Consider the following 18,091-nt stretch of genomic DNA (forward strand, 5'->3'; position numbering starts at 1 on the left):
GGCGTTGGTGAATACCTTGGGTGATAATTGATACAAGGAATTGGTGGAAAAACTTATTTATACATTGATACCGTTTTTTCTCAGGTGATCCCTATGAAGCGATGGAGCATCGTTTTAATGGCCCTGTTGATTTTGAGCATTGTGCCGAACGTCGCATTTCACGCGGTTTCGGCTGCAGCAACGACGGTTCAAATAAACCCCACCGACGACGCGTACGTCAAGGATACCGCTCCAGATTCAAACTACGGCTCCTACGGCAGTCTTTACGTCGGAACCTACTACAAAGACCACGCAGATGAGAGGACATATCTCAAGTTCGACCTCTCCAGCATTCCGGACAACGCGGTCATAGTCAGCGCAACTCTCCACGCCTACACCTACAGCGGCGCCTACTCAACCCCCGTGAACATAAGCGCCTACGCGGTTTCCGACGATTCCTGGACCGAGGATTCTATAACCTGGAACACCAAGCCCCCAGCAGGGGAGCTTCTCGATAAGGACCTCGTTGATACAGATGGGCGCCACTGGTCCGTCTGGAACGTGACGGACTTCGTCGAGGCCGAGCTCTCCGGAGACAAGGTCGTCAGCTTCGTTCTCATATCCGACGTTGAGGGGGTTGTGGCCGAGAGCATAGGCTATAACTCCAAGGAGAGCAAGTATGGAAACTACCCCTACCTTGAGGTTGTCTATTACGTCCCTGAGGGCCCGCAGTACCAGCCCATCAGGGAGATAAGGGAGAACTGGGAGACCGGCAAGCAGGTCGTCACCAGCGGAATAGTCATAGGCACCCGCAGCACCGGCTTCTTCATCCAGAACGGCACTGAACCCAACAGCGGAATTTACGTGTACGTTGGCAGCTCCTTCATGCATGATGTCAAGCCCGGAGACGTCGTCCAGGTTAATGGAACAACCGCTGCGTACAATGGACTCTACGAGATAAAGAACCCCACCTACAAAGTTGTCGGTTCTGCAGAAGTTCCTGAACCCGTTGTGCTTGGCGCAGGGGAGATGAACGATTCCTACCAGAGCATGCGCGTCAGGTTAGAGTGGGTCCGGGTTGTAGATGTGGATGGGAAGAGCATCACCGTCGCTGACGACACCGGAACGCTGGTTCTCTACGACTACTACGGAATAATGGACGTCACTCAGGGTAAAATGCTGAGATATGTTGAGGGAATCGGTTACAAGTACCGGGTCATTGAGGTCTATCCAACGGACTATGAACTCTACATACCGTCCGTTGGCATCTCTCACGTAGCCAAGCCGGACTACTCCATTAAGGGCATCCCGATGAAGTTCACGATTACAGTCGTTAACAACGGAGAAGTGGCAGACAACGTAACTGTGGTTCTCTACGCCAACGGGGCGAAGGTCGGGAATGCAACCCATGAGATAGAAACCAACGGAAGCGTAACCTACGAGCTTTCATACATCCCGATGAACCTGGGAGAGCTTTCCATTGACATACAGGTATTCGCGGGAGACTGGGGTCTGGTTGATGAAAGGGTTTACGAATACAGGGTCGTCCCAAACCCCAACGTCGTTGCGTATGGCCTCACCCCGTACTACGAGAGGCTCTACACCAAGGAAATGGAAGCCCTCTCCCCGCTCTACGAGAACATTACCTGGACCGTCAGCGAGCTCCAGGCCTGCGGTGTTGATCTCGGCGATCTCGCCCCGAAGGTCCAGTGGATAGAGGACAGCATGGCAGAGATACAGAGGCAGTACCAGCTTTACGATGCCCTCAAAGGCCTTCTCGTCCAGCAGAACCCGTACAGGAACTCGTACTACTATCCGGTAATGGTCCACATAAGGAAGGCCGCAATGCTGGGAAGGGATGTAACGGAGGAGATCAACAACCTCCTTCCAAAGCTCCAGGCAGTACTGACCCAGGTCGAGCCCCTCTGCCACCCACCGGCTCCGGCCAACGAAACCGAGGTGAACCCTGGCAACGAAACCGTTCCTGGCAACGAGACGGGAACCACCCCTGAAACCAACACCACCCCCACAACCAACGTTACCATCAAGATAACCCGCGTTCTCATCGACGCCGCCCACGGACAGTACTACGTCAATAAGGTCGGCGTCAGCTACCTCGTGGACAAGATACAGAGCGAGCTCGGCTGGGAGGTGGAGATAAACCAGCTCCCGCTCACCTACGACCTACTCAAGGAGTACGACGTTGTGATACTTACCGACCCGAAGGACGACTTCACCGCCTCAGAGATTGAGAGCATCAAAGAGTACATCGAGAACGGCGGAGGCCTGTTAATAACGGGCGAATGGTACAAGTACGCCAACGTCGAGAACTTCAACGAGATAGTTGGTGACTATGGAATAACCTTCAACCCGGACGAGCTCATGGACGACGACCAGAACGGCGGCAGGCCATACTACCCGTTCGTCGGAATATACAACAAGGCACACCCGGTCATGAAGTTCGTGCCCGACGACTGGACGATGTACTACAACGGTAACACCCTCACAATAGGAGGCACCGCTGTATGGCTCATCAAAGGCTACGACACCGGCTACTCAGTCGATGCCGATGGAAACGTCGTCAGGATACCCGGCACCAACCCGGTTATAGCGGCTGCCGTTGATCTCGGCACCGGCAGAATAGTCGCCTACGGCTCAAGCAAGGCCCTCAGCGACGACTACTATCAGAAATACATCAAGAGCACCTGGCCCTTCATCAAAGGTGCCCTCCTCTGGCTTGCCCACCAGGAGTGACCTTTTCTTTTCTACCTCTTTTGCTTGGCCGGCTCATATCTCCTTTGGAGGGACCAGAATTCCGAACTCCGTTATGATGCCCCTGACGTACCGCCAGGGGGTAACGTCGAAGAGCAGGTTTCTCACGCGGTAGCCCTGTCTCGCGTAGGGCCTCTCGACTATCTCAACCTCCTCCGAGGTCAGCCTTGGGTGGAGCTTGAAGCTCTCCGCGGCGACGTAGAAAGGAATACCGTTGTCGTGGCAGGCCAAGGAGAGGAGATAGGTTCCGGCCTTGTTAACAACCGCCCCGTCGCGCGTAACGTTGTCCGCCCCGACCAGCGCGAGGGTGGCCTTCTTGGTGAAGAGGCCCAGCTGAGCATCGGTTATAACTTCGAAGGGAATTCCAATGGAATCCAGCTCCCTCGCTAGGGCTATCCCCTCGTAGTCGGGCGCGCTCTCGGTCAGTATGACCCTGAAGTGCTTGCCCTTCCTCTTCGCGGCATTGAATATCTCAAGAACGGCCGAGGAGAATGAGTGCGTGATTACAACCTCGTTCTCGTCTATCAGCTCGCTCCCGATGTTGCCTATCTCGCGTTTTGCCTCTTCACCAAGGCGGATGAACTCCTCAGCCTTTGCCCTCACCACGTCGGGATCCCCCGTTATGGGCATGAAGCGCGAGAGGTTGTAAAGTGACGCCATCGTCCTGTTGACGGCTGGGATTTCCTCTTTCATCTCCTTCAGGGCACTCTCAAGCTCTTCCCCTTCGAGGAGTTCGGAGAGGACTATGTACGCCTCGGCACCCCTTTTAGCGAGCCAGCCCGCGCCCCTGATTCTCTCAGCCCTCATCTCTTCAATGATTGAACGAACCTCGGCAGGAAGCATGGGCAACACCTTGCATTATTGGCACGGAACGCGGTTAATTCGCCTTTTCCCTTATCAGCGTTTCGCTACCAGCCTTCTTCAAACCTAATCCCTCTGGATTCCATGAAAGCCTTCGCGCGCTCTATCTCCTCCTCGCTCTCGCCGAAGACTATGATGCCAATGTACCTCCCAAAGCCCTTCGGAGATGAGTGTATTCTCACACGGAACTTCTTGAGAGCCTCGATGAGAATCGGCGCGAGCTTGCTCTCGTCGGTTATCTCGGCCAAAAGCTTTCTCTGGATGAACCTCCTCTCGCCGAGCCTCTGCATAACTTCTTCCTCAAGCATGGCCTTCATCTCGCGCGGCATCCCCGGAAGGACGAATATCTTGACTCCTCCATGCTCGATGTATGCCCCTGGCGCGGCTCCCTCGGTGTTCTCCAGAGGCTCCGCACCCTCGGGTAAGTATGCCATCTTTTTGCGCGCTTCGTTTAACTCAGGATTGTCTATGAGGCCCTTCTCGTAGAGTTCGCGGTAGAACTTCCTGATTCTCTCAAGACACTCCTCACAGAGGACGAGCTTCCTCTCTATGGCCTCCGCAACTGCCAGCATCGTGACGTCATCGTGAGTTGGACCCAACCCTCCAGAGATGATAATAACCTCGGGCTTCCTCGCGAGGATTTCCCTTACCGCTGTTTTGATTTCCTCAACGTCATCGCCAACCGTAGTCTTCCGCCTCACCCAGTAGCCCCTCTCTGTGAGCTTCTGGGCAATAAATGCGGAGTTGCTGTCCACGGTGTTTCCCGTGAGAAGCTCATCGCCTATCGTGAGTATCTCGGCGAACATCACAATCACCGATGGATTTTCAGGGGAACTCCTTATAACCCCAGCGGAATTCCTTTGCAGGAAAATGTAAAAATCCAGTACCCTCAATAGCAGTTTTCACCGCGGGTGAAAACAAGGCTTAAGTATTTTATCGCGATAAAATTCTCCGGTGGTAGCATGAAGGTGAAGGTTGGAGTTAACGGTTACGGAACGATAGGAAAGCGCGTCGCCTACGCGGTCACGAAGCAGGACGATATGAAGCTCATGGGCGTTACCAAGACGAAGCCGGACTTTGAAGCTTACCGCGCGATGGAGCTTGGAATTCCGGTTTATGCTGCCAGCGAGGAGTTCCTGCCAAGGTTCGAGAAGGCGGGCTTTGAGGTGGCAGGAACACTCGGTGACCTCCTTGAGGAGGTTGACGTCATTGTGGATGCCACCCCTGGGGGAATGGGAGCCAAAAACAAGGAGCTCTACGAGGAGGCAGGGGTTAAGGCGATTTTCCAGGGTGGCGAGAAGGCTAGCGTCGCGGAGGTTTCCTTCGTGGCTCAGGCCAACTACGAGAAAGCATTGGGGAAGGACTACGTCCGCGTTGTCTCGTGCAACACCACGGGCCTTACCAGAACCCTCTCAGCGATTCAGGAGTACATAGACTACGTCTACGCAGTTATGATTAGAAGGGCCGCCGACCCGAACGACTCCAAGCGCGGACCTGTGAATGCGATAACGCCGAGCGTAGCGGTTCCTTCGCACCACGGCCCTGATGTTCAAACGGTGATTCCGATAAACATTGAAACGAGCGCCTTTGTTGTTCCGACCACGCTCATGCACGTTCACAGCATAATGGTCGAGCTGAAGAAGCCGCTCGAATCCAAGGACGTCGTTGAGGTCTTCGAGAACACCACAAGGGTTCTCCTCTTCGAGAAGGAGAAGGGCTTTGACAGCACGGCCCAGCTTATAGAGTTCGCCCGTGACCTGCACCGCGAGTGGAACAACCTCTACGAGATTGCCGTCTGGAAGGAGAGCGTAAGTGTGAGAAGAAACAGGCTCTTCTACATCCAGGCGGTTCACCAGGAGAGCGACGTCGTTCCGGAGAACATAGACGCGATAAGGGCCATGTTTGAGATGGCCGACAAGTGGGAGAGCATAAGGAAGACGAACGAGAGCCTGGGGATTTTGAAGTGATTACAGCCCCAATTTTTTCTTGATTTCCTCAGGGGTTAGCCTCTTAACCACCACATCCTTCTCCCTGCTCGTCTCACCCCTGACGAGCTCAACCTCCGCACCGAGAACCTTCGAGAGGAACCTGACGAGTTCTTTGTTGGCTTTTCCATCTACGGGCGGGGCCTTGATTTTGACCTTTAAGCGACCGCGCCACTCATCAACGCCTTCAATCTCGTTCCTCTTCGCCTTCGGCTGGACGTAAACGAGTAGAATCGTCCCGTCCTTGGTCTCCTTCAGGAACTTCGCGCTCATTATCAATCCCTCCAGTTGTATCTCCACACGATATCTGGCGGGAACTCATTCCGTTTAATCTTTTCGATGATTTCCCTCGCAACGCGGTAGGCGAAGTCAAAGGTCTCCCCCTCAATCACTCCGTAGTTAAGTGCCATCTCAAGCTCGTCTTCATCGAGGAGGAAGGCCTCGCCACTCGGGAAGACGAAGATGTCAAGGAAAAGGTCTAGCATCTCAAGGGTGTTTCCTTCCCTCTTTGTGTAAGCCAGAACGTCGATGTAGAGGCCTTTGAAGTTTCCCTTCTCGTCGTAGACCTTCAGGATGTCGTAGTTCTCTCCGACAAAGGCAAAATAGAGCATATTATAACCGTTCTTGATTACCTCGACGCCGTTCACTCTCAGCGGGGCAAGCATGCCCTCAAAGCGGGATTTGGCAACTATGACATCTCCCAAATCAGCGACTACCTCGTCATCGCGCTCAAGAATCCTGTTTGGAAGGCGACGGTAGATGAGGTGGAGCTTCCCGGCCATGATACCCCCAAGGGGGATGGGACTGAACCTTTTTATATTTTCACAACTTCAGTGTTTATTGATGACAGGGATTACCCTTTCCGAGGTTGAGAGTATTCTTAGAACACATAAGGAGGATCTCCGCAGGAGATTCGGAGTCAGCTCAATCGCTATATTCGGCTCCTATGCAAGGGGAGAGGAGACAGAGCTTAGCGACGTGGATATACTCGTCGAGTTTGAACGGCCCATCGGCTGGGAGATAGTCGATCTCAAGGACTACCTCGAATCCCTGCTTGGAGTCAAAGTGGATCTGATAACAAAAAGTGCAGCTATGAGCAGAAATCGCTTCTGGGAGCACATAAAGGGGGACCTCGTTTATGTCTAAAGAGAAAATGGTAAAAGAGCTCTGCTAAGCTCACTCCCCAAAAATCAGCTCCCTGAGCTTCTCCGGTAGCTCTTCAATCTTCACCCTCATCTGCTCCCTCGTGTCGCGGTCACGGATCGTAACGGTGTTGTCCTCGGGCGTCTGGTTGTCTATTGTGACGCAGTAGGGCGTTCCTATCTCGTCGTAGCGGATGTATCTCCTCCCGACGGTGTCCTTCTCGTCGTAGACCGCTATGAAGCCCGCCTTCTGGAGCGCCCTGAATACGTCGTAGGCTATGCTCTTCAGCGGCTCCTTCGCAACGAGGGGCAGAACCGCGACCTCGATCGGCGCCATATCCTTCTTCAGTTTGAGGTATGTTCTGTCCTCCTCGATTACAAGGCTGTTCTCAAGGAGCAGGTAGAACGGCCTGTCTATTCCAAAGCTTGGCTCAAGGACGTGGGGCACTATCTTTTCTCCGGTGATCTTTTCTTCTACTTCCCTGACTATGAAGTCGTCCTTCTCAAGCTCGTAGCCCTCGATGATAGCCTTTCCGTCCCTTTCGAGGACTTCAACCAGCTCACGCTTCTTCTCCTCGTCCCAGCCCTGGATGAGGTCGTTTATCCTCTTGGCGTCCTTCTTCAGCTTGGGACCAACCTTCTTCATGTTGAGGCTTACTTTGAGGTGCTTGACTATCCTGGGCTCATCGTAGTGTATGAGGACGGTTAAATCTGCCCCGCTCATCTTCAGATGCTTGCTGAGGTCGTAGTCTCCCCTGTTGGCTATCCCAACGCACTCCACCCAGCCAAAGCGCTCGCTGTGTATCTCGGCGTCCCATGTGTCGCGCGAATAGTGAGCGCGCTCCTCGGGCAGCTGCTGGCGGAAGCGTATCTTATCCTCGGGGATGCCGATATCGAGGAGGACGCGCTTGACCATGACCATGTAGTAGGCGAAGAAGGTGTTCATGATGTAGCCCTTCTCCACGGCCTCCAGCGCAGTCATCTCAATCGTACCGAGGTTCTTGAGCTGGTGCTCTATTGGATAGAGGCGCAGAACCTCGTCTTTGACCTCGTCAAAGTGAGGATGGGCAGTCTCCTTCGGGTTGAAGAATATCTCCGCTTCAGCCTGCGTGAACTCCCTCAGCCTTAACATCCCCTGCCTCGGTGAAATCTCGTTGCGGTATGCTTTACCTATCTGGAATACGCCGAAGGGGAGCCTGTTCCTGGCGAAAGCGTTCAGTCTTTTGAAGTTCACAAAGATGCCCTGGGCGGTTTCTGGCCTCAGATAGCCCTTCTGGTCGCCGTAGGGGCCGATTTTGGTCTCGAACATGAGGTTGAAGTACCAGACATCGGAAAGCTCGCCGCCGCACTCGGGGCAGCGGATGTCGTGCTCGCGGATGAGTTCAGTTAGGTGCTCGGCGCTCATGCCCTCTGTGTCTATGCCGAGGGCTTCTTCAACAAGGTGGTCTGCCCTAAAGCGCGCACCGCACTTCTTACACTCAACCAGCGGGTCGACGAACTTGTCAACGTGACCGCTCGCTATGAAGACCCTCTCAGGGGTTATATCCGGTGTTTCCAGCTCGAAAAAGCCCTCCCTCTGGAAGGCCTCGCGTATCTTCCGCTCGATTTTCCTCTTTATCGTCGCACCAAGCGGACCGTAATCATAAAAACCTCTCGCACCACCGTAGATTTCAAAGCTCCCCCAGGCAAAGCCTCTCCTCCTCATCAAGTCCTGAAGAATCTCGTATCTGTCGGGCTTCTCTCCCATTACTCACCACCTGAAACTGGAGTAAGGCCATTTCATAAAAAGCTTTTGGAACGGGAATCGTCGGAGTGGCAATGAAAAAAGACTGAGGGAAGTTAGTCCCTCTCCAGTAGGAGGACACTAACTGGGGGCACCTCAACGGGGCCTGACACGGTAATTCCAGTGTAGTTCTCAGGCCAGACGATCCTCCACTTCCCAGGGGGAAGCTCAAGCTGAGAAGGTTTCTTCCAGCTGTTTGCCACGACGAGAACCTCATCGTTGTGCCCCCTGAAGAAGGCCATCATACCTCCCTTAGCAGTGTAGAACCTTATGACACTGCTCCTCAGGGCGGGAACTCTCTTCCTGAGCTCTGCCAGCGCCCTGTAGTGGTTCAGCACGTCCTCGTTCACCTGATCCCACCCTATCGGATAGCGATGCTCGTCGTAGTGGTTCTTGTCGCCCAGCAGGCCCCTCTCGTCGCCCTGGAAGGTCACTGGAGTCCCAGGAAGCGAGTAGAGGATGCTCGAAAGCAGTTTGAGCCGCTGGATAGATTCGTTGGTGGGTTCATCTCCAAAGCTCCCGCCGCCGAGGTCGGTGAGGACCCTCGACGTGTCGTGGGAATCAACGAGATTGAAGCCCATCGCGACGACGTTTTCACCGTACGCGGCATAGTACCTGCCCATCATCTTCATTGCGGCTTCACCGCTCAGGTAGCCCCTTGCGTAGTTCAGGAGAATGTCCCTTCCGAGGGCGTAGTTCATGAGCGAGTCAAAGCGGTCTCCCTTGACCCACTCAGGCGAGAGCGTCCATATCTCGCCGATTAGGTATGCATCAGGGTGCTTCTCTTTTACCCGCTCCCTCAGCTCGGAGAAGAAGGTACCGGGATCGAGAACCTCGTTTGGCACATCCACTCTTATCCCGTCGAAGCCAAAGTCGAGCCAGTATAGGGCGGCACCAATGAGATACTCTCTCACCTCTGGATTCGTCGTGTTGAGCTTTGGCAAACTGCCAATTCCCCACCAGCCGACGTATGCCTCCCCATCGCCCAGCTTAAATGGCCATTTCTTTATGAAGAACCAGTCCCAGTAGGGGCTTTGCTTTCCGTTCTTCCAGACATCAAGGAATGCAGGGTTGCCAATCCCGCAGTGGTTGGGCACGAAGTCGAAGATGACCCTTATGCCGCGCTTGTGGGCCTCATTGAGGAACTCCCTGAGGTCTTCCTCCGTCCCGAACTTCGGATCCAGTCTGTAGTAGTCGTAGGTGTCGTAGCCATGGGCGCTCCCGGAGAGAAAGATGGGATTGAGGTAGATTATCGTGACGCCCAGGCTCTGAAGGTAGTCGAGCTTTTTGGTTATTCCATTTATGTCCCCGCCGAAGTACTGGTGGCAGCAGTGGAGGGGAGTTATCGGGTCGCTCCAGTTGGAGAGTATTGGTCTCCCGGGGTTGACCTGGTTGAGGAGAAGCTCGTCGTGGTCCAGCGCCAGGGCGTCGTTGCTCTCGTTACCGTTGTTGAACCTGTCGGGGAATATCTGGTAGGCTATCCCGTTGCTCACCCACTCCAGCTGAGGAAACCTATCAACGCCGTCGAAGCTGAAGAACGGGCTCTCGCTTGTGTTAAGGACGAGAAACATCCCACCGTCGGTAGAATTTACGGCGATGTAATACCTCATTGGTTCAACGAACGGCACCTCGGCGCGCCACACCTCCCCAGAGTCCCACCATACCTGAAGCTCCATAGTGTAGTTTCCTCTGTCGGTCACAAGGACGGCCGAGTTTACGGCATTCCTCTTTGCCTCGAACCTCACAACCGTCCTGTTGTCGGCAACGCTCAGGTAGGCCGGGTCGCCGGGATCAAAGTCAAGGTAAAAGCTCTCCTTCCCCTCAACGACCCTGACCGCGTTCTTCCCGCCGTAGCCGTCATCGGCATATCCATCGGCGTCCGGATCGTAGGGCTTTCCTGTGCCATCATCTGGCATGTCTTTGACCCACTGGCCGTTGATAAAGTACTTGTACTCGTACTTCCCGGGCCTGAGGCAGACCGTTGTGCTCCAGGTCCCGTTCTCCTCTTTCATTAACAACTCATCCCAGTTGTTGAAACTCCCGCGCAGACTGACTAACTTTACTGTCTCGTTCCTAGGATAATAGGTAAACCGCACGGGAACCATTCCGGTTGGACATGACTTGCCGAGGCCGGTGTAGATGGCCCTGTAGTTGCCCTCCGGCAGTCTGAACTCACCCTTTGGAGAAGGGGAATATGTGGATGTTGAAGTGAGCACCGGAGAAGTGGCTGTCGTGGGAACCGAGCTTGAAGTCGTGCCCGTTTGGTTCTGGGTTTCACCCGAGATGCATCCGCTCAGTATGGCGGTTAGGAGTATGAGAATCAGAGGCAGGCCACCTTTTTTCATGGAACCACCATAGTCACCCTTGGTGATACATAGTTATATGGTTTTCCACAGGAGGTGTGTTCCCGGAACCCCAGCGAAAAGCACGGGGAAAGAGTTATAAACCGTTTCCCTCGTTATCGTTACGAGCTTTGATTATTTGGAGGTGCGTGAAAATGGCGGAAAGACCACTCGACGTTATCCACAAGTCCCTCGACAAGGATGTCCTCGTGCTCCTCAAGAGGGGTTCGGAGTTCAGGGGCAGGCTCATCGGTTACGACATCCACCTGAACGTCGTCCTTGCGGACGCTGCCCTCATCCAGGAGGGCGAGGAAGTTAAGAGGTACGGTAAAATCGTCATCAGGGGAGACAACGTTCTCGCCATCTCCCCGGTTGAGCTTGAGTGAAGTCGTGGCTTAGCGAGGTGATACCATGGGAGCGGGAACCGAACCAAAGGGCAGGAGGAACCACACTCCAACTCACATTAGATGCAGGCGCTGCGGAAGGCGCGCCTTCAACGTCCAGAAGGGCTACTGCGCCGCTTGTGGCTTCGGCAGGAGCAGGCGCATGAGGAAGTACAGCTGGTCCCACAAGTGGAGGAAGAAGAGGAACCTCGCCTACTGAACCTTTTTATTTTCCCCTTCTGCATCTTCAGGTTCACCGCAACTCTTATTAACTTAAATGCCATTCTGTTCGTTTAGAGGGACGTCTTAATGTTGCACTTCAACGAGGAGCAGAGAAGGCTCTGGAAGCTTGCCTGGCCCGCAATCATGGGCAACATATCCCAGACGCTTCTCAACCTAGTGGACATGATGATGGTCGGCCAGCTCGGGGCTTTGGCCTTAGCCGCTGTCGGCCTCGGCGGCCAGGTCAGCTGGTTCATGATGCCCATTATGGCTGCCGTAGCCACGGGAACCCTCGCGCTGGTGGCGAGGTTTGTTGGAGCCAAAGACGAGGAGAACGCAACCTTAGCTTTGGAGCAGAGCCTCTACCTGGCGTTCCTCCTTGGAATCCCCGTTATGCTCTTCGGCTGGTTCCTTGGGGATGACATCCTGAGGATAATGGGCGCTAAGCCGGACGTAGTTGCTCTGGGCTACGAGTACATCAAGGTAATCTTTGCCTTCTATCCCATTCGATTCGCCGGCTTTACGGCCTTCTCGGCCCTCAGAGGGGCTGGAGACACAAAGACCCCCATGAAGCTCGGCATCCTTATGAACGTGGTAAACGCGGTTCTCGATTACCTCCTCATATTCGGAAAGCTCGGTTTCCCACAGCTCGGCCCCGTTGGAGCGGCCTGGGCGTCGGGAATAGGAATCACCACCTCGTTCCTCCTCGGCCTCTACCTCCTCTGGAGCGGAAAGCTGGTGCTGAGGTTCCGGCCGAGCTGGAGCTTCCACCCCGAGATGGCGAGCAGAATCCTCCGCATCGGTGTGCCGACGATGATCGAGCGCGGCATCTTCAGCTTCTACAACTTCCTCTATATGAGCATCGTTACGCGTTTTGGAACCGTGGCCCTTGCCTCCCATCAGGTTGGTCTCCGCGTCGAGAGCATAGCGTACATGCCCGCCTTCGGCTTCAACGTGGCGACATCAGCTTTAGTCGGTCAGAGCCTCGGCGAAGGAAAACCAGAAAAGGCTGAAAAGACCGTCTATGAGGCGCTCAAGATGGTGGGCCTGTTTATGAGCGTCATGGCGGCTGTCCTGATAATATTCCCGCGCTACCTTGTCATGCCCTTCATAAGCCCGAGCGACCCGAACTACGGCGAGGTCATGAGGCTTGCCAGCATATACCTCATAATAGTCGGAATAAGCGAAATTCCCCTCGGATGGCTCTTCGTCCTCGGAGGCGCACTGAGGGGAGCCGGCGATACTAAAACGCCGATGTACATCACAGCGGTCAGCAAGCTCCTCTTCCGCATAGTGCCGGCATACATCCTCGGCTTTGGCTTTTCAATCGGGCCGGTGCAGTTTGAGGGCCTTGGGGTCATCGCCGCGTGGATAGCCATGAGCCTTGAAACCTTCACCACCGCGGGGCTGTTCTGGTGGGCATTCAAGCGAGGCAAGTGGAAGTACGTGAAGGTATGACGACAACGTTTATATCCTTGTAATGCGTTTCTGTAAACGGTGGTTGTATGGCGGTCATAAGCGTTCGCGTCCCGGACGAGCTAAAGGAGAAGATGAAGAAGTACGACATCAACTGGAGCGAGGAGATACGGCGGTTCATAGCTTCGAGAATAAGCAAGGAGGAGAAGAGAAGAACCGTTGAGATGATGCACGAGTTACTCGCTGGGGGAATCCCCGCTAAGGAAGGAACCGCAAAAAGGTACGTGAGGGAGGACCGTGATGGTAATTGATGCCTCTGTCCTAGCCAAATACGTTCTCCTCGAACCTGGCTGGGAACGGATCGAGGAGCTACTCCTGAAAGATGTCGTCTCGCTTGACTACGCCTTGGCTGAGGTTTCAAACGCCCTCTGGAAACATCACGTCCTCTACGGAAGAATCTCACGGGAGGAATTCGAAAAACGGGTGCTTGTGGTTGACGCAGTACCTAATGTGGTCATTCTGGAAAGTGGACTACAGTATCTTCATCACGCGAAGAGCATAGCCTTGGAGCACAGAATCACCGTTTATGACGCCCTCTACATCGCTCAGGCCCTGAAGTATGGCGAACTTGCCACCAGTGACAAAGAGCAGGGAAAAATAGCGGAGAAACTCGGCGTTGAGGTAACCTACCTCTAAAGCGTCGAGACGTTGAAGAGGGTCTCCATGAGCCGGCCGAAGAGATAGCTCAGGAAGGCAGCTCCAAGTCCCGTTGCCACCATCTCCGCGACCTTCTTTCTGATTGAGATTCCGGAGAGTAGTGAAATCAACGCCGCCACTATCGCCAGTGCCGAGCCCGCCAGCAGTATCGAGAACGGGAGCGCGGTCAGCGAGCTGGAAGCTACGAAGTACGGCGTAACCGGGAAAGCGACACCGAGGAGGTAGGCGAAGCCCGTGTAGAGAGCCGCCCTTATCTCGTTCTCCTCAGCCTCAGGGAGGAGGAGCTGCATTACCGCCTCGCTGTTGTCGGCGAGTTCTCTCGCAACTTCCTTCGCGACCTCTTCGGGCATTCCTCCCTCGACGAGCTTTTCCACAAGCTCTTCTGCCGCCCTTTCCGGCGAGACTCTGAAGAGAACCTCCATCCTCTCGCGTATTGACTCCTTAATCTGCCTCTGGGAGCGGACGGAAACGAAGGTGCCTATCGCCATCGAGAGCGCGCCTGCTACACCGACGATGAGGCCGCTTATTCCAACGAGCTGCGGGTTGTTCGGATACACGGCAGAAAGACCTGTCACTGCTCCGAGGATTTCAACCAGCCCGTCGTTCATGCCCAGAACGAGGTCGCGGGTATTCTCGACGTGGAAGCGCTCCTTGCTCTCGTAGAAGAACTTTTCGTGCTCCAGCTCGTCCAGTATAACATCCTTTATCTCCCTCAACTCATCCTCGTTGAACCTGTCCGCGTAGGTCGTGAGGTACTTGAAGTACTTCCCTATCGCACTGTTCTCACCCATCTCAAGGAGCGAAGCGACCGAGCCTGGTCCAAGGAGCCTTCTGAGGAGCTTGACACTGAAGATTGTGAGCCTTTTCACGGAAGGCTTTGGAACCTCCCCTCCGTGTCGCTTTATGAAGTCGTGCCAGAACTTGGCGTGCTTTGACTCGATATTTGAGAGCCGAAGAAATTCCTTCCTTATCTCCTCGTCCTTTTCAATCCTTGCAAGCTGGGCGTAGAGGACTGAATCGGCGTACTCGTCCTTATAAAAGCCCCTCGCTAGTTCCAGCATCTCGTCCATTCCCCCACCCCCTGGAAAGAACAGCGGCTGAGGTTAAATGGGTGTCGGTCATCGGAGGCTCCTCAGTGCCTTCAGCACCTCCTCGAAGGGCGCATCTGTCTTCATCGCTGTCGGAGAGAAGTGCGTTCTCGTTGCGGAGTAGCCTTTCCCGCGGAGGGTTTCGATTATATCCGCGAGCTTCCCGACCTGAAGGTTGTTCCTCCTCGCCAGCGCGTGGGTGTCGTAGTGGAACGGAACGTCGAGCTCCCCGGAGATGGTTTCGAGGAACGGAAGAGTCTTCTTGTGGGCGAGGGAGTGGGTACCTGCCAGGCTCAGCATATCGTCAACGAACCCCTGTTCCTTCAGTGGACCGAGCCAGAGAGGACCGTAGGCTTTTGGCCTCTCAGGGAGGAAGGCCTGTTCGTAGGTAAACTTTCCGCTCTCATCCTGCCAGAGATAGCCGAGGTTTGAAAGGCTCTCGTCGGCCTTCCTCGTGCCGCTCTTGAGCCTCAGAAATGCCCTGAAGTAGTGGTCGCGGTAGTACGCGAGGAGAACGTCAATGCCGAGGTCGTATTTAGCGGCATATCTGACGACCGTCCCTATGAGAATCCTCAGTCCGGCCTCGTGGCAGAGCTCACCCCGTATGGGCTCGGCGAGGTACTTCCTGCGGCAGGCGTTTCTGTATGCACCGCAGAGGACGCCGGTATCGGTGGCGGTAAGGGCTAAAACGCCCCTTCTCCTGACGCTCCTTAGGGCGGTGTCGAGGAACTCCACCGGCGAGCCGAAGGGGTCGAGGTCGAGGAAGTCGAAGTAGCGGAACTTCTCCGCCATTAACCTGTTCGCATCGTCGAGGTTGGCCACGATCCTCTTCTCTCCCTCAAAAGAGACCCTATTCTCGCCTATTCTCTCCCCATCGATGCCGAGGTTCAGCCGGACGTTTTCCAAAATCAGGTTGAAGGCCTCCCCGCTTATGTCGTTGAGCCAGACCTCTTTGGCCGGAGTTTCGAGGGCGTAGCGGATACCCCTAATACCTGTGGCGGAGAGAGCGTCGAGAACAGTCCCCGGTTTGAGCACTCCAACGGCCAGGACGCTTATATCCCGGTTTAGGGCCATGACTGGGTTGTAAAAGACGGGAGCATCGTATATCCTCTCCGCCTTCGGGACAAGGATTTTTGCAAGACCCTCGCGCACCTCAACGAGTTCCATTATCTCACCGGAGAAAGAAAAGGTTGGGAGGTTTAAAGGATTGCGCTCAGAGAATCTCAACGTAGTCCCCAAGGGCCTGGCCCGGAAGGCCCGGCTTGAAGTAGGCCTTCACCTCACCGCGGTTGCCGTGCGTCCTGAGGATTTTGCCGTACATCTTCCGGCCGGTTGGAGTCCTCCACACGACCTTCCTGCCTATGAGCCTCGAGGCAGCGCCCCTGTCGTCGATGCCAAGGGGCTTTAGAATCATGTGGTGGTTGTCCTGGTGCTCTTTCGTCCCGGCGTAGGCAAGGACGAGAGCCTTCCCCCTGGCCATCGCCCTCACCTCCACCGGGTGAGGGTTCTCCAACAGACATTTTTAAGTCTTATCCTCCTCCGCGAAGGCGAAGAGCCCGTCGTCTATCTCCAACACTTCCCTGATGCTCCTTATCTTCAGGAAGTTCTGTCTCTCAAAAAGAAGAGCCACGTCGCTCTTGTACGGCGATGCCTTCTGAACGAGTAGCGTGTTCTCATCCAGTATGTAAGTGAACCTGCTCGGGCTGTCGTCCACCCAGACGAAGGGCTCGTCGGGATAGAGTTCGCGCAGGTTCTCAAACTTCTTGAGCATGTCTTTGGTGCCCCTGAAGGTTATCACCTCGTCAAACTCGTCGTACCAGTTTGTCCTTTTCATGAAGATGACCTTTCCGCCTGGGTAAGTATGCTCACCGGAGAAGCTTATTACGCGCCTTCCCCGTGCTCTGAGCTCCCGGATAACCCTCCTCGCGTGGGGAAAGTCCTTGATGTACCGCGGCATGAGCTTGTAGTACTCGTGTATCGTGCCCTGGGCGACGAGCTCGTGAATGACACCGAGGTACTGGTAGGTCAGCTTGCCCTTGATGAACAGGGCAAGGGCCTTGTAGTAGTCCTCGTACAGGTCGCTCTCGATGACCGCGGGGACTGTCTTTTCGATGGCTATGCGAAGGGCCTTTTCAACCGCGCCCGTGCTGTCCACGAGGGTTCCATCAAAGTCGAACAGATAAACCGTCATGTACCTAGTATCCTCAGCTGGATTATAACCTTTTCCTGAAACGAGAAGCTCGGGTTTTCGTCGATGGTCTGCCGAAAGGGTTTTATTGTAATGACGATTACAAATGCCCGGTGATTAAAAGATGAGGATTGACCGGCTTAAGGAGTTCATATCCAAAAACGAGCTCGATGGGGTTCTAATAACTGGGCGGGAAAACCTCTTCTACTTCACCGGCTCATCACCCGTCCTCGGGGGATACCTCGTCGTTACCCCTGATGATGCCCTCTTCATCGTCCCGGAGCTGGAGTACGAGGAGGCAAGGGAAGCCTCCAGGGTTCCCGTCGAAAAATTCAAGACAGGAAAGGAGCTTTACGAGAGGCTTTCCTCCTTCAAGCTGAAAAGGCTTGGCATAGAGGGCAGAACGAGCTTCTCGACCCTCCAGACACTCAGGGAGAAGGTGGGCGCCGCGGATTTCATCTCAGTCGATGATGTGGTGAAGGAGCTCCGCATAATCAAGACTCCAGAGGAAATCGAGCTCATAAAGGCCGCCTGCGAGATAGCGGACATGGCAATGATGGCCGCCCTTGAGGAGATAAGCGAGGGCAAGCGCGAGAGGGAAATAGCGGCCAAGATGGAGTACGTCATGAAGATGAACGGAGCGGAAAAGACGGCCTTCGACACGATAATAGCCAGCGGATGGCGTTCAGCTCTTCCGCATGGGATAGCCAGCGACAAGAGGATAGAGAAGGGCGATCTGGTCGTCATAGATGAGGGAGCGCTCTACAGACACTACCACTCGGACACGACAAGAACGATAGTCGTGGGCAGTCCGAACGAGAAGCAGAAGGACATCTACTACGTCGTTCTTGAGGCCCAGAGAAAGGGCGTTGAAGCCGCCAAACCCGGGATGACGGCCAAAGAACTCGACACCATCGTCAGGGACGTCATAGCGGAGTACGGCTACGGCGACTACTTCATACACTCAACGGGGCACGGTGTTGGCCTAGAGATTCACGAGTGGCCGAGGGTGAGCCAGTTCGATGAGACGGAACTCAAGCCAGGGATGGTGATAACCATCGAACCTGGCATATACCTTCCCAAGTTCGGCGGCGTTCGCATAGAGGACACTGTCCTCATCACGGAGAACGGTGCAAAGAGGCTCACCAAAACCGAGAGGGAGCTCATCTGATTCTCTTCCCTTTTAGCAACTTTTTAAAGGGCTAAGGGTACT

At 54.7% G+C, this 18,091-nt stretch carries 19 protein-coding genes; 9 read left to right on the plus strand and 10 right to left on the minus strand.

Features of this window, described 5'->3' with window-relative positions; translation table 11 throughout:
* Nucleotides 1–93 precede the first annotated feature (93 nt).
* Entirely contained in the window at nucleotides 94–2,733 is a 2,640-nt protein-coding gene (locus TIRI35C_RS05160; protein WP_188202003.1) for a CBM96 family carbohydrate-binding protein, read from the plus strand.
* Between the two features lie 33 nt (nucleotides 2,734–2,766).
* On the opposite strand, the gene TIRI35C_RS05165 is transcribed toward TIRI35C_RS05160, so the two are convergent.
* Nucleotides 2,767–3,594, minus strand: coding sequence for a translation initiation factor eIF-2B alpha/beta/delta subunit family protein (locus TIRI35C_RS05165; protein WP_188202004.1), 828 nt, complete (start codon nucleotides 3,592–3,594; stop codon nucleotides 2,767–2,769).
* 65 nt (nucleotides 3,595–3,659) lie between these two features.
* Entirely contained in the window at nucleotides 3,660–4,418 is a 759-nt protein-coding gene (locus TIRI35C_RS05170) for a molybdopterin-binding protein (protein WP_188203047.1), read from the minus strand.
* A 156-nt stretch (nucleotides 4,419–4,574) separates the two neighbouring features.
* On the opposite strand from TIRI35C_RS05170, the gene TIRI35C_RS05175 reads away from it, so the two are divergent.
* Nucleotides 4,575–5,579 carry a phosphorylating glyceraldehyde-3-phosphate dehydrogenase gene (locus TIRI35C_RS05175; protein ID WP_188202005.1) on the plus strand — a complete coding sequence of 335 codons (1,005 nt, stop codon included), beginning with the start codon at nucleotides 4,575–4,577 and terminating at the stop codon, nucleotides 5,577–5,579.
* Here the strand turns inward: TIRI35C_RS05175 and TIRI35C_RS05180 are convergent, their stop codons facing one another.
* On the minus strand, nucleotides 5,580–5,870 hold the full coding sequence (locus TIRI35C_RS05180) for a DUF167 domain-containing protein (RefSeq protein ID WP_188203048.1): 291 nt from the start codon (nucleotides 5,868–5,870) through the stop codon (nucleotides 5,580–5,582).
* A gap of 2 nt (nucleotides 5,871–5,872) precedes the next feature.
* Nucleotides 5,873–6,379, minus strand: coding sequence for a DUF402 domain-containing protein (locus tag TIRI35C_RS05185; protein WP_188202006.1), 507 nt, complete (start codon nucleotides 6,377–6,379; stop codon nucleotides 5,873–5,875).
* A gap of 61 nt (nucleotides 6,380–6,440) precedes the next feature.
* Here TIRI35C_RS05185 and TIRI35C_RS05190 point away from each other — a divergent pair, with 61 nt between their 5' ends.
* Nucleotides 6,441–6,743, plus strand: a complete 303-nt coding sequence (locus TIRI35C_RS05190) for a nucleotidyltransferase family protein (protein ID WP_188202007.1) — start codon at nucleotides 6,441–6,443, stop codon at nucleotides 6,741–6,743.
* A 30-nt stretch (nucleotides 6,744–6,773) separates the two neighbouring features.
* Here the strand turns inward: TIRI35C_RS05190 and glyS are convergent, their stop codons facing one another.
* Both glyS and TIRI35C_RS05200 read right to left on the minus strand, forming a co-directional pair.
* Entirely contained in the window at nucleotides 6,774–8,486 is a 1,713-nt protein-coding gene (gene glyS, locus TIRI35C_RS05195) for a glycine--tRNA ligase (RefSeq protein WP_188202008.1), read from the minus strand.
* Between the two features lie 92 nt (nucleotides 8,487–8,578).
* Nucleotides 8,579–10,867, minus strand: coding sequence for an alpha-amylase family glycosyl hydrolase (locus TIRI35C_RS05200; RefSeq protein ID WP_188202009.1), 2,289 nt, complete (start codon nucleotides 10,865–10,867; stop codon nucleotides 8,579–8,581).
* Nucleotides 10,868–11,019: 152 nt separating this feature from the next.
* Here TIRI35C_RS05200 and TIRI35C_RS05205 point away from each other — a divergent pair, with 152 nt between their 5' ends.
* From TIRI35C_RS05205 to TIRI35C_RS05225, 5 genes are all read left to right on the plus strand, one after another.
* Nucleotides 11,020–11,250 carry an LSm family protein gene (locus TIRI35C_RS05205; protein WP_014011940.1) on the plus strand — a complete coding sequence of 77 codons (231 nt, stop codon included), beginning with the start codon at nucleotides 11,020–11,022 and terminating at the stop codon, nucleotides 11,248–11,250.
* A gap of 25 nt (nucleotides 11,251–11,275) precedes the next feature.
* Nucleotides 11,276–11,467 carry a 50S ribosomal protein L37e gene (locus TIRI35C_RS05210; protein WP_167902596.1) on the plus strand — a complete coding sequence of 64 codons (192 nt, stop codon included), beginning with the start codon at nucleotides 11,276–11,278 and terminating at the stop codon, nucleotides 11,465–11,467.
* Nucleotides 11,468–11,556: 89 nt separating this feature from the next.
* Nucleotides 11,557–12,927 carry an MATE family efflux transporter gene (locus tag TIRI35C_RS05215; protein WP_188202010.1) on the plus strand — a complete coding sequence of 457 codons (1,371 nt, stop codon included), beginning with the start codon at nucleotides 11,557–11,559 and terminating at the stop codon, nucleotides 12,925–12,927.
* A gap of 47 nt (nucleotides 12,928–12,974) precedes the next feature.
* Complete coding sequence (vapB, locus tag TIRI35C_RS05220; protein WP_188202011.1) at nucleotides 12,975–13,196, plus strand: type II toxin-antitoxin system VapB family antitoxin; 222 nt, start codon at nucleotides 12,975–12,977, stop codon at nucleotides 13,194–13,196.
* Nucleotides 13,186–13,581, plus strand: coding sequence for a type II toxin-antitoxin system VapC family toxin (locus TIRI35C_RS05225; protein WP_246454788.1), 396 nt, complete (start codon nucleotides 13,186–13,188; stop codon nucleotides 13,579–13,581). Before vapB ends, TIRI35C_RS05225 begins: the two co-directional genes overlap by 11 nt.
* On the opposite strand, the gene TIRI35C_RS05230 is transcribed toward TIRI35C_RS05225, so the two are convergent.
* The 4 genes from TIRI35C_RS05230 to TIRI35C_RS05245 are packed head-to-tail and all read right to left on the minus strand — an operon-like array spanning nucleotide 13,578 to nucleotide 16,881.
* Entirely contained in the window at nucleotides 13,578–14,672 is a 1,095-nt protein-coding gene (locus tag TIRI35C_RS05230; RefSeq protein WP_188202013.1) for a VIT1/CCC1 transporter family protein, read from the minus strand. The genes TIRI35C_RS05225 and TIRI35C_RS05230 overlap by 4 nt on opposite strands.
* Before the next feature lie 48 nt (nucleotides 14,673–14,720).
* Complete coding sequence (locus TIRI35C_RS05235; protein ID WP_188202014.1) at nucleotides 14,721–15,857, minus strand: tRNA (guanine(10)-N(2))-dimethyltransferase; 1,137 nt, start codon at nucleotides 15,855–15,857, stop codon at nucleotides 14,721–14,723.
* A 46-nt stretch (nucleotides 15,858–15,903) separates the two neighbouring features.
* Entirely contained in the window at nucleotides 15,904–16,170 is a 267-nt protein-coding gene (locus TIRI35C_RS05240) for a 50S ribosomal protein L35ae (RefSeq protein ID WP_188203049.1), read from the minus strand.
* A gap of 42 nt (nucleotides 16,171–16,212) precedes the next feature.
* Nucleotides 16,213–16,881 carry an HAD family hydrolase gene (locus TIRI35C_RS05245; RefSeq protein WP_188202015.1) on the minus strand — a complete coding sequence of 223 codons (669 nt, stop codon included), beginning with the start codon at nucleotides 16,879–16,881 and terminating at the stop codon, nucleotides 16,213–16,215.
* Between the two features lie 121 nt (nucleotides 16,882–17,002).
* On the opposite strand from TIRI35C_RS05245, the gene pepQ reads away from it, so the two are divergent.
* A complete protein-coding gene (pepQ, locus tag TIRI35C_RS05250) occupies nucleotides 17,003–18,049 on the plus strand; it encodes a Xaa-Pro dipeptidase PepQ (RefSeq protein ID WP_188202016.1) in 1,047 nt (348 codons plus the stop codon).
* Nucleotides 18,050–18,091: the final 42 nt, after the last annotated feature.

It is taken from the genome of Thermococcus camini, assembly GCF_904067545.1.
In the GTDB taxonomy this organism is placed as follows: Archaea; Methanobacteriota_B; Thermococci; order Thermococcales; family Thermococcaceae; genus Thermococcus; species Thermococcus camini.

Bases quoted from the DNA above. Each gene is read 5' to 3' on its own strand.
- TIRI35C_RS05215 (WP_188202010.1), top strand. From the start codon at position 11,557: ATGTTGCACTTCAACGAGGAGCAGAGAAGGCTCTGGAAGCTTGCCTGG.
- TIRI35C_RS05230 (WP_188202013.1), bottom strand. From the start codon at position 14,672: ATGGACGAGATGCTGGAACTAGCGAGGGGCTTTTATAAGGACGAGTAC.
- TIRI35C_RS05165 (WP_188202004.1), bottom strand. From the start codon at position 3,594: ATGCTTCCTGCCGAGGTTCGTTCAATCATTGAAGAGATGAGGGCTGAG.
- TIRI35C_RS05210 (WP_167902596.1), top strand. From the start codon at position 11,276: ATGGGAGCGGGAACCGAACCAAAGGGCAGGAGGAACCACACTCCAACT.
- TIRI35C_RS05225 (WP_246454788.1), top strand. From the start codon at position 13,186: ATGGTAATTGATGCCTCTGTCCTAGCCAAATACGTTCTCCTCGAACCT.
- TIRI35C_RS05190 (WP_188202007.1), top strand. From the start codon at position 6,441: ATGACAGGGATTACCCTTTCCGAGGTTGAGAGTATTCTTAGAACACAT.
- TIRI35C_RS05180 (WP_188203048.1), bottom strand. From the start codon at position 5,870: ATGAGCGCGAAGTTCCTGAAGGAGACCAAGGACGGGACGATTCTACTC.
- TIRI35C_RS05200 (WP_188202009.1), bottom strand. From the start codon at position 10,867: ATGAAAAAAGGTGGCCTGCCTCTGATTCTCATACTCCTAACCGCCATA.
- glyS (WP_188202008.1), bottom strand. From the start codon at position 8,486: ATGGGAGAGAAGCCCGACAGATACGAGATTCTTCAGGACTTGATGAGG.
- TIRI35C_RS05235 (WP_188202014.1), bottom strand. From the start codon at position 15,857: ATGGAACTCGTTGAGGTGCGCGAGGGTCTTGCAAAAATCCTTGTCCCG.
- TIRI35C_RS05160 (WP_188202003.1), top strand. From the start codon at position 94: ATGAAGCGATGGAGCATCGTTTTAATGGCCCTGTTGATTTTGAGCATT.
- TIRI35C_RS05170 (WP_188203047.1), bottom strand. From the start codon at position 4,418: ATGTTCGCCGAGATACTCACGATAGGCGATGAGCTTCTCACGGGAAAC.
- TIRI35C_RS05245 (WP_188202015.1), bottom strand. From the start codon at position 16,881: ATGACGGTTTATCTGTTCGACTTTGATGGAACCCTCGTGGACAGCACG.
- TIRI35C_RS05205 (WP_014011940.1), top strand. From the start codon at position 11,020: ATGGCGGAAAGACCACTCGACGTTATCCACAAGTCCCTCGACAAGGAT.
- TIRI35C_RS05175 (WP_188202005.1), top strand. From the start codon at position 4,575: ATGAAGGTGAAGGTTGGAGTTAACGGTTACGGAACGATAGGAAAGCGC.
- pepQ (WP_188202016.1), top strand. From the start codon at position 17,003: ATGAGGATTGACCGGCTTAAGGAGTTCATATCCAAAAACGAGCTCGAT.
- TIRI35C_RS05185 (WP_188202006.1), bottom strand. From the start codon at position 6,379: ATGGCCGGGAAGCTCCACCTCATCTACCGTCGCCTTCCAAACAGGATT.
- vapB (WP_188202011.1), top strand. From the start codon at position 12,975: ATGGCGGTCATAAGCGTTCGCGTCCCGGACGAGCTAAAGGAGAAGATG.
- TIRI35C_RS05240 (WP_188203049.1), bottom strand. From the start codon at position 16,170: ATGGCCAGGGGGAAGGCTCTCGTCCTTGCCTACGCCGGGACGAAAGAG.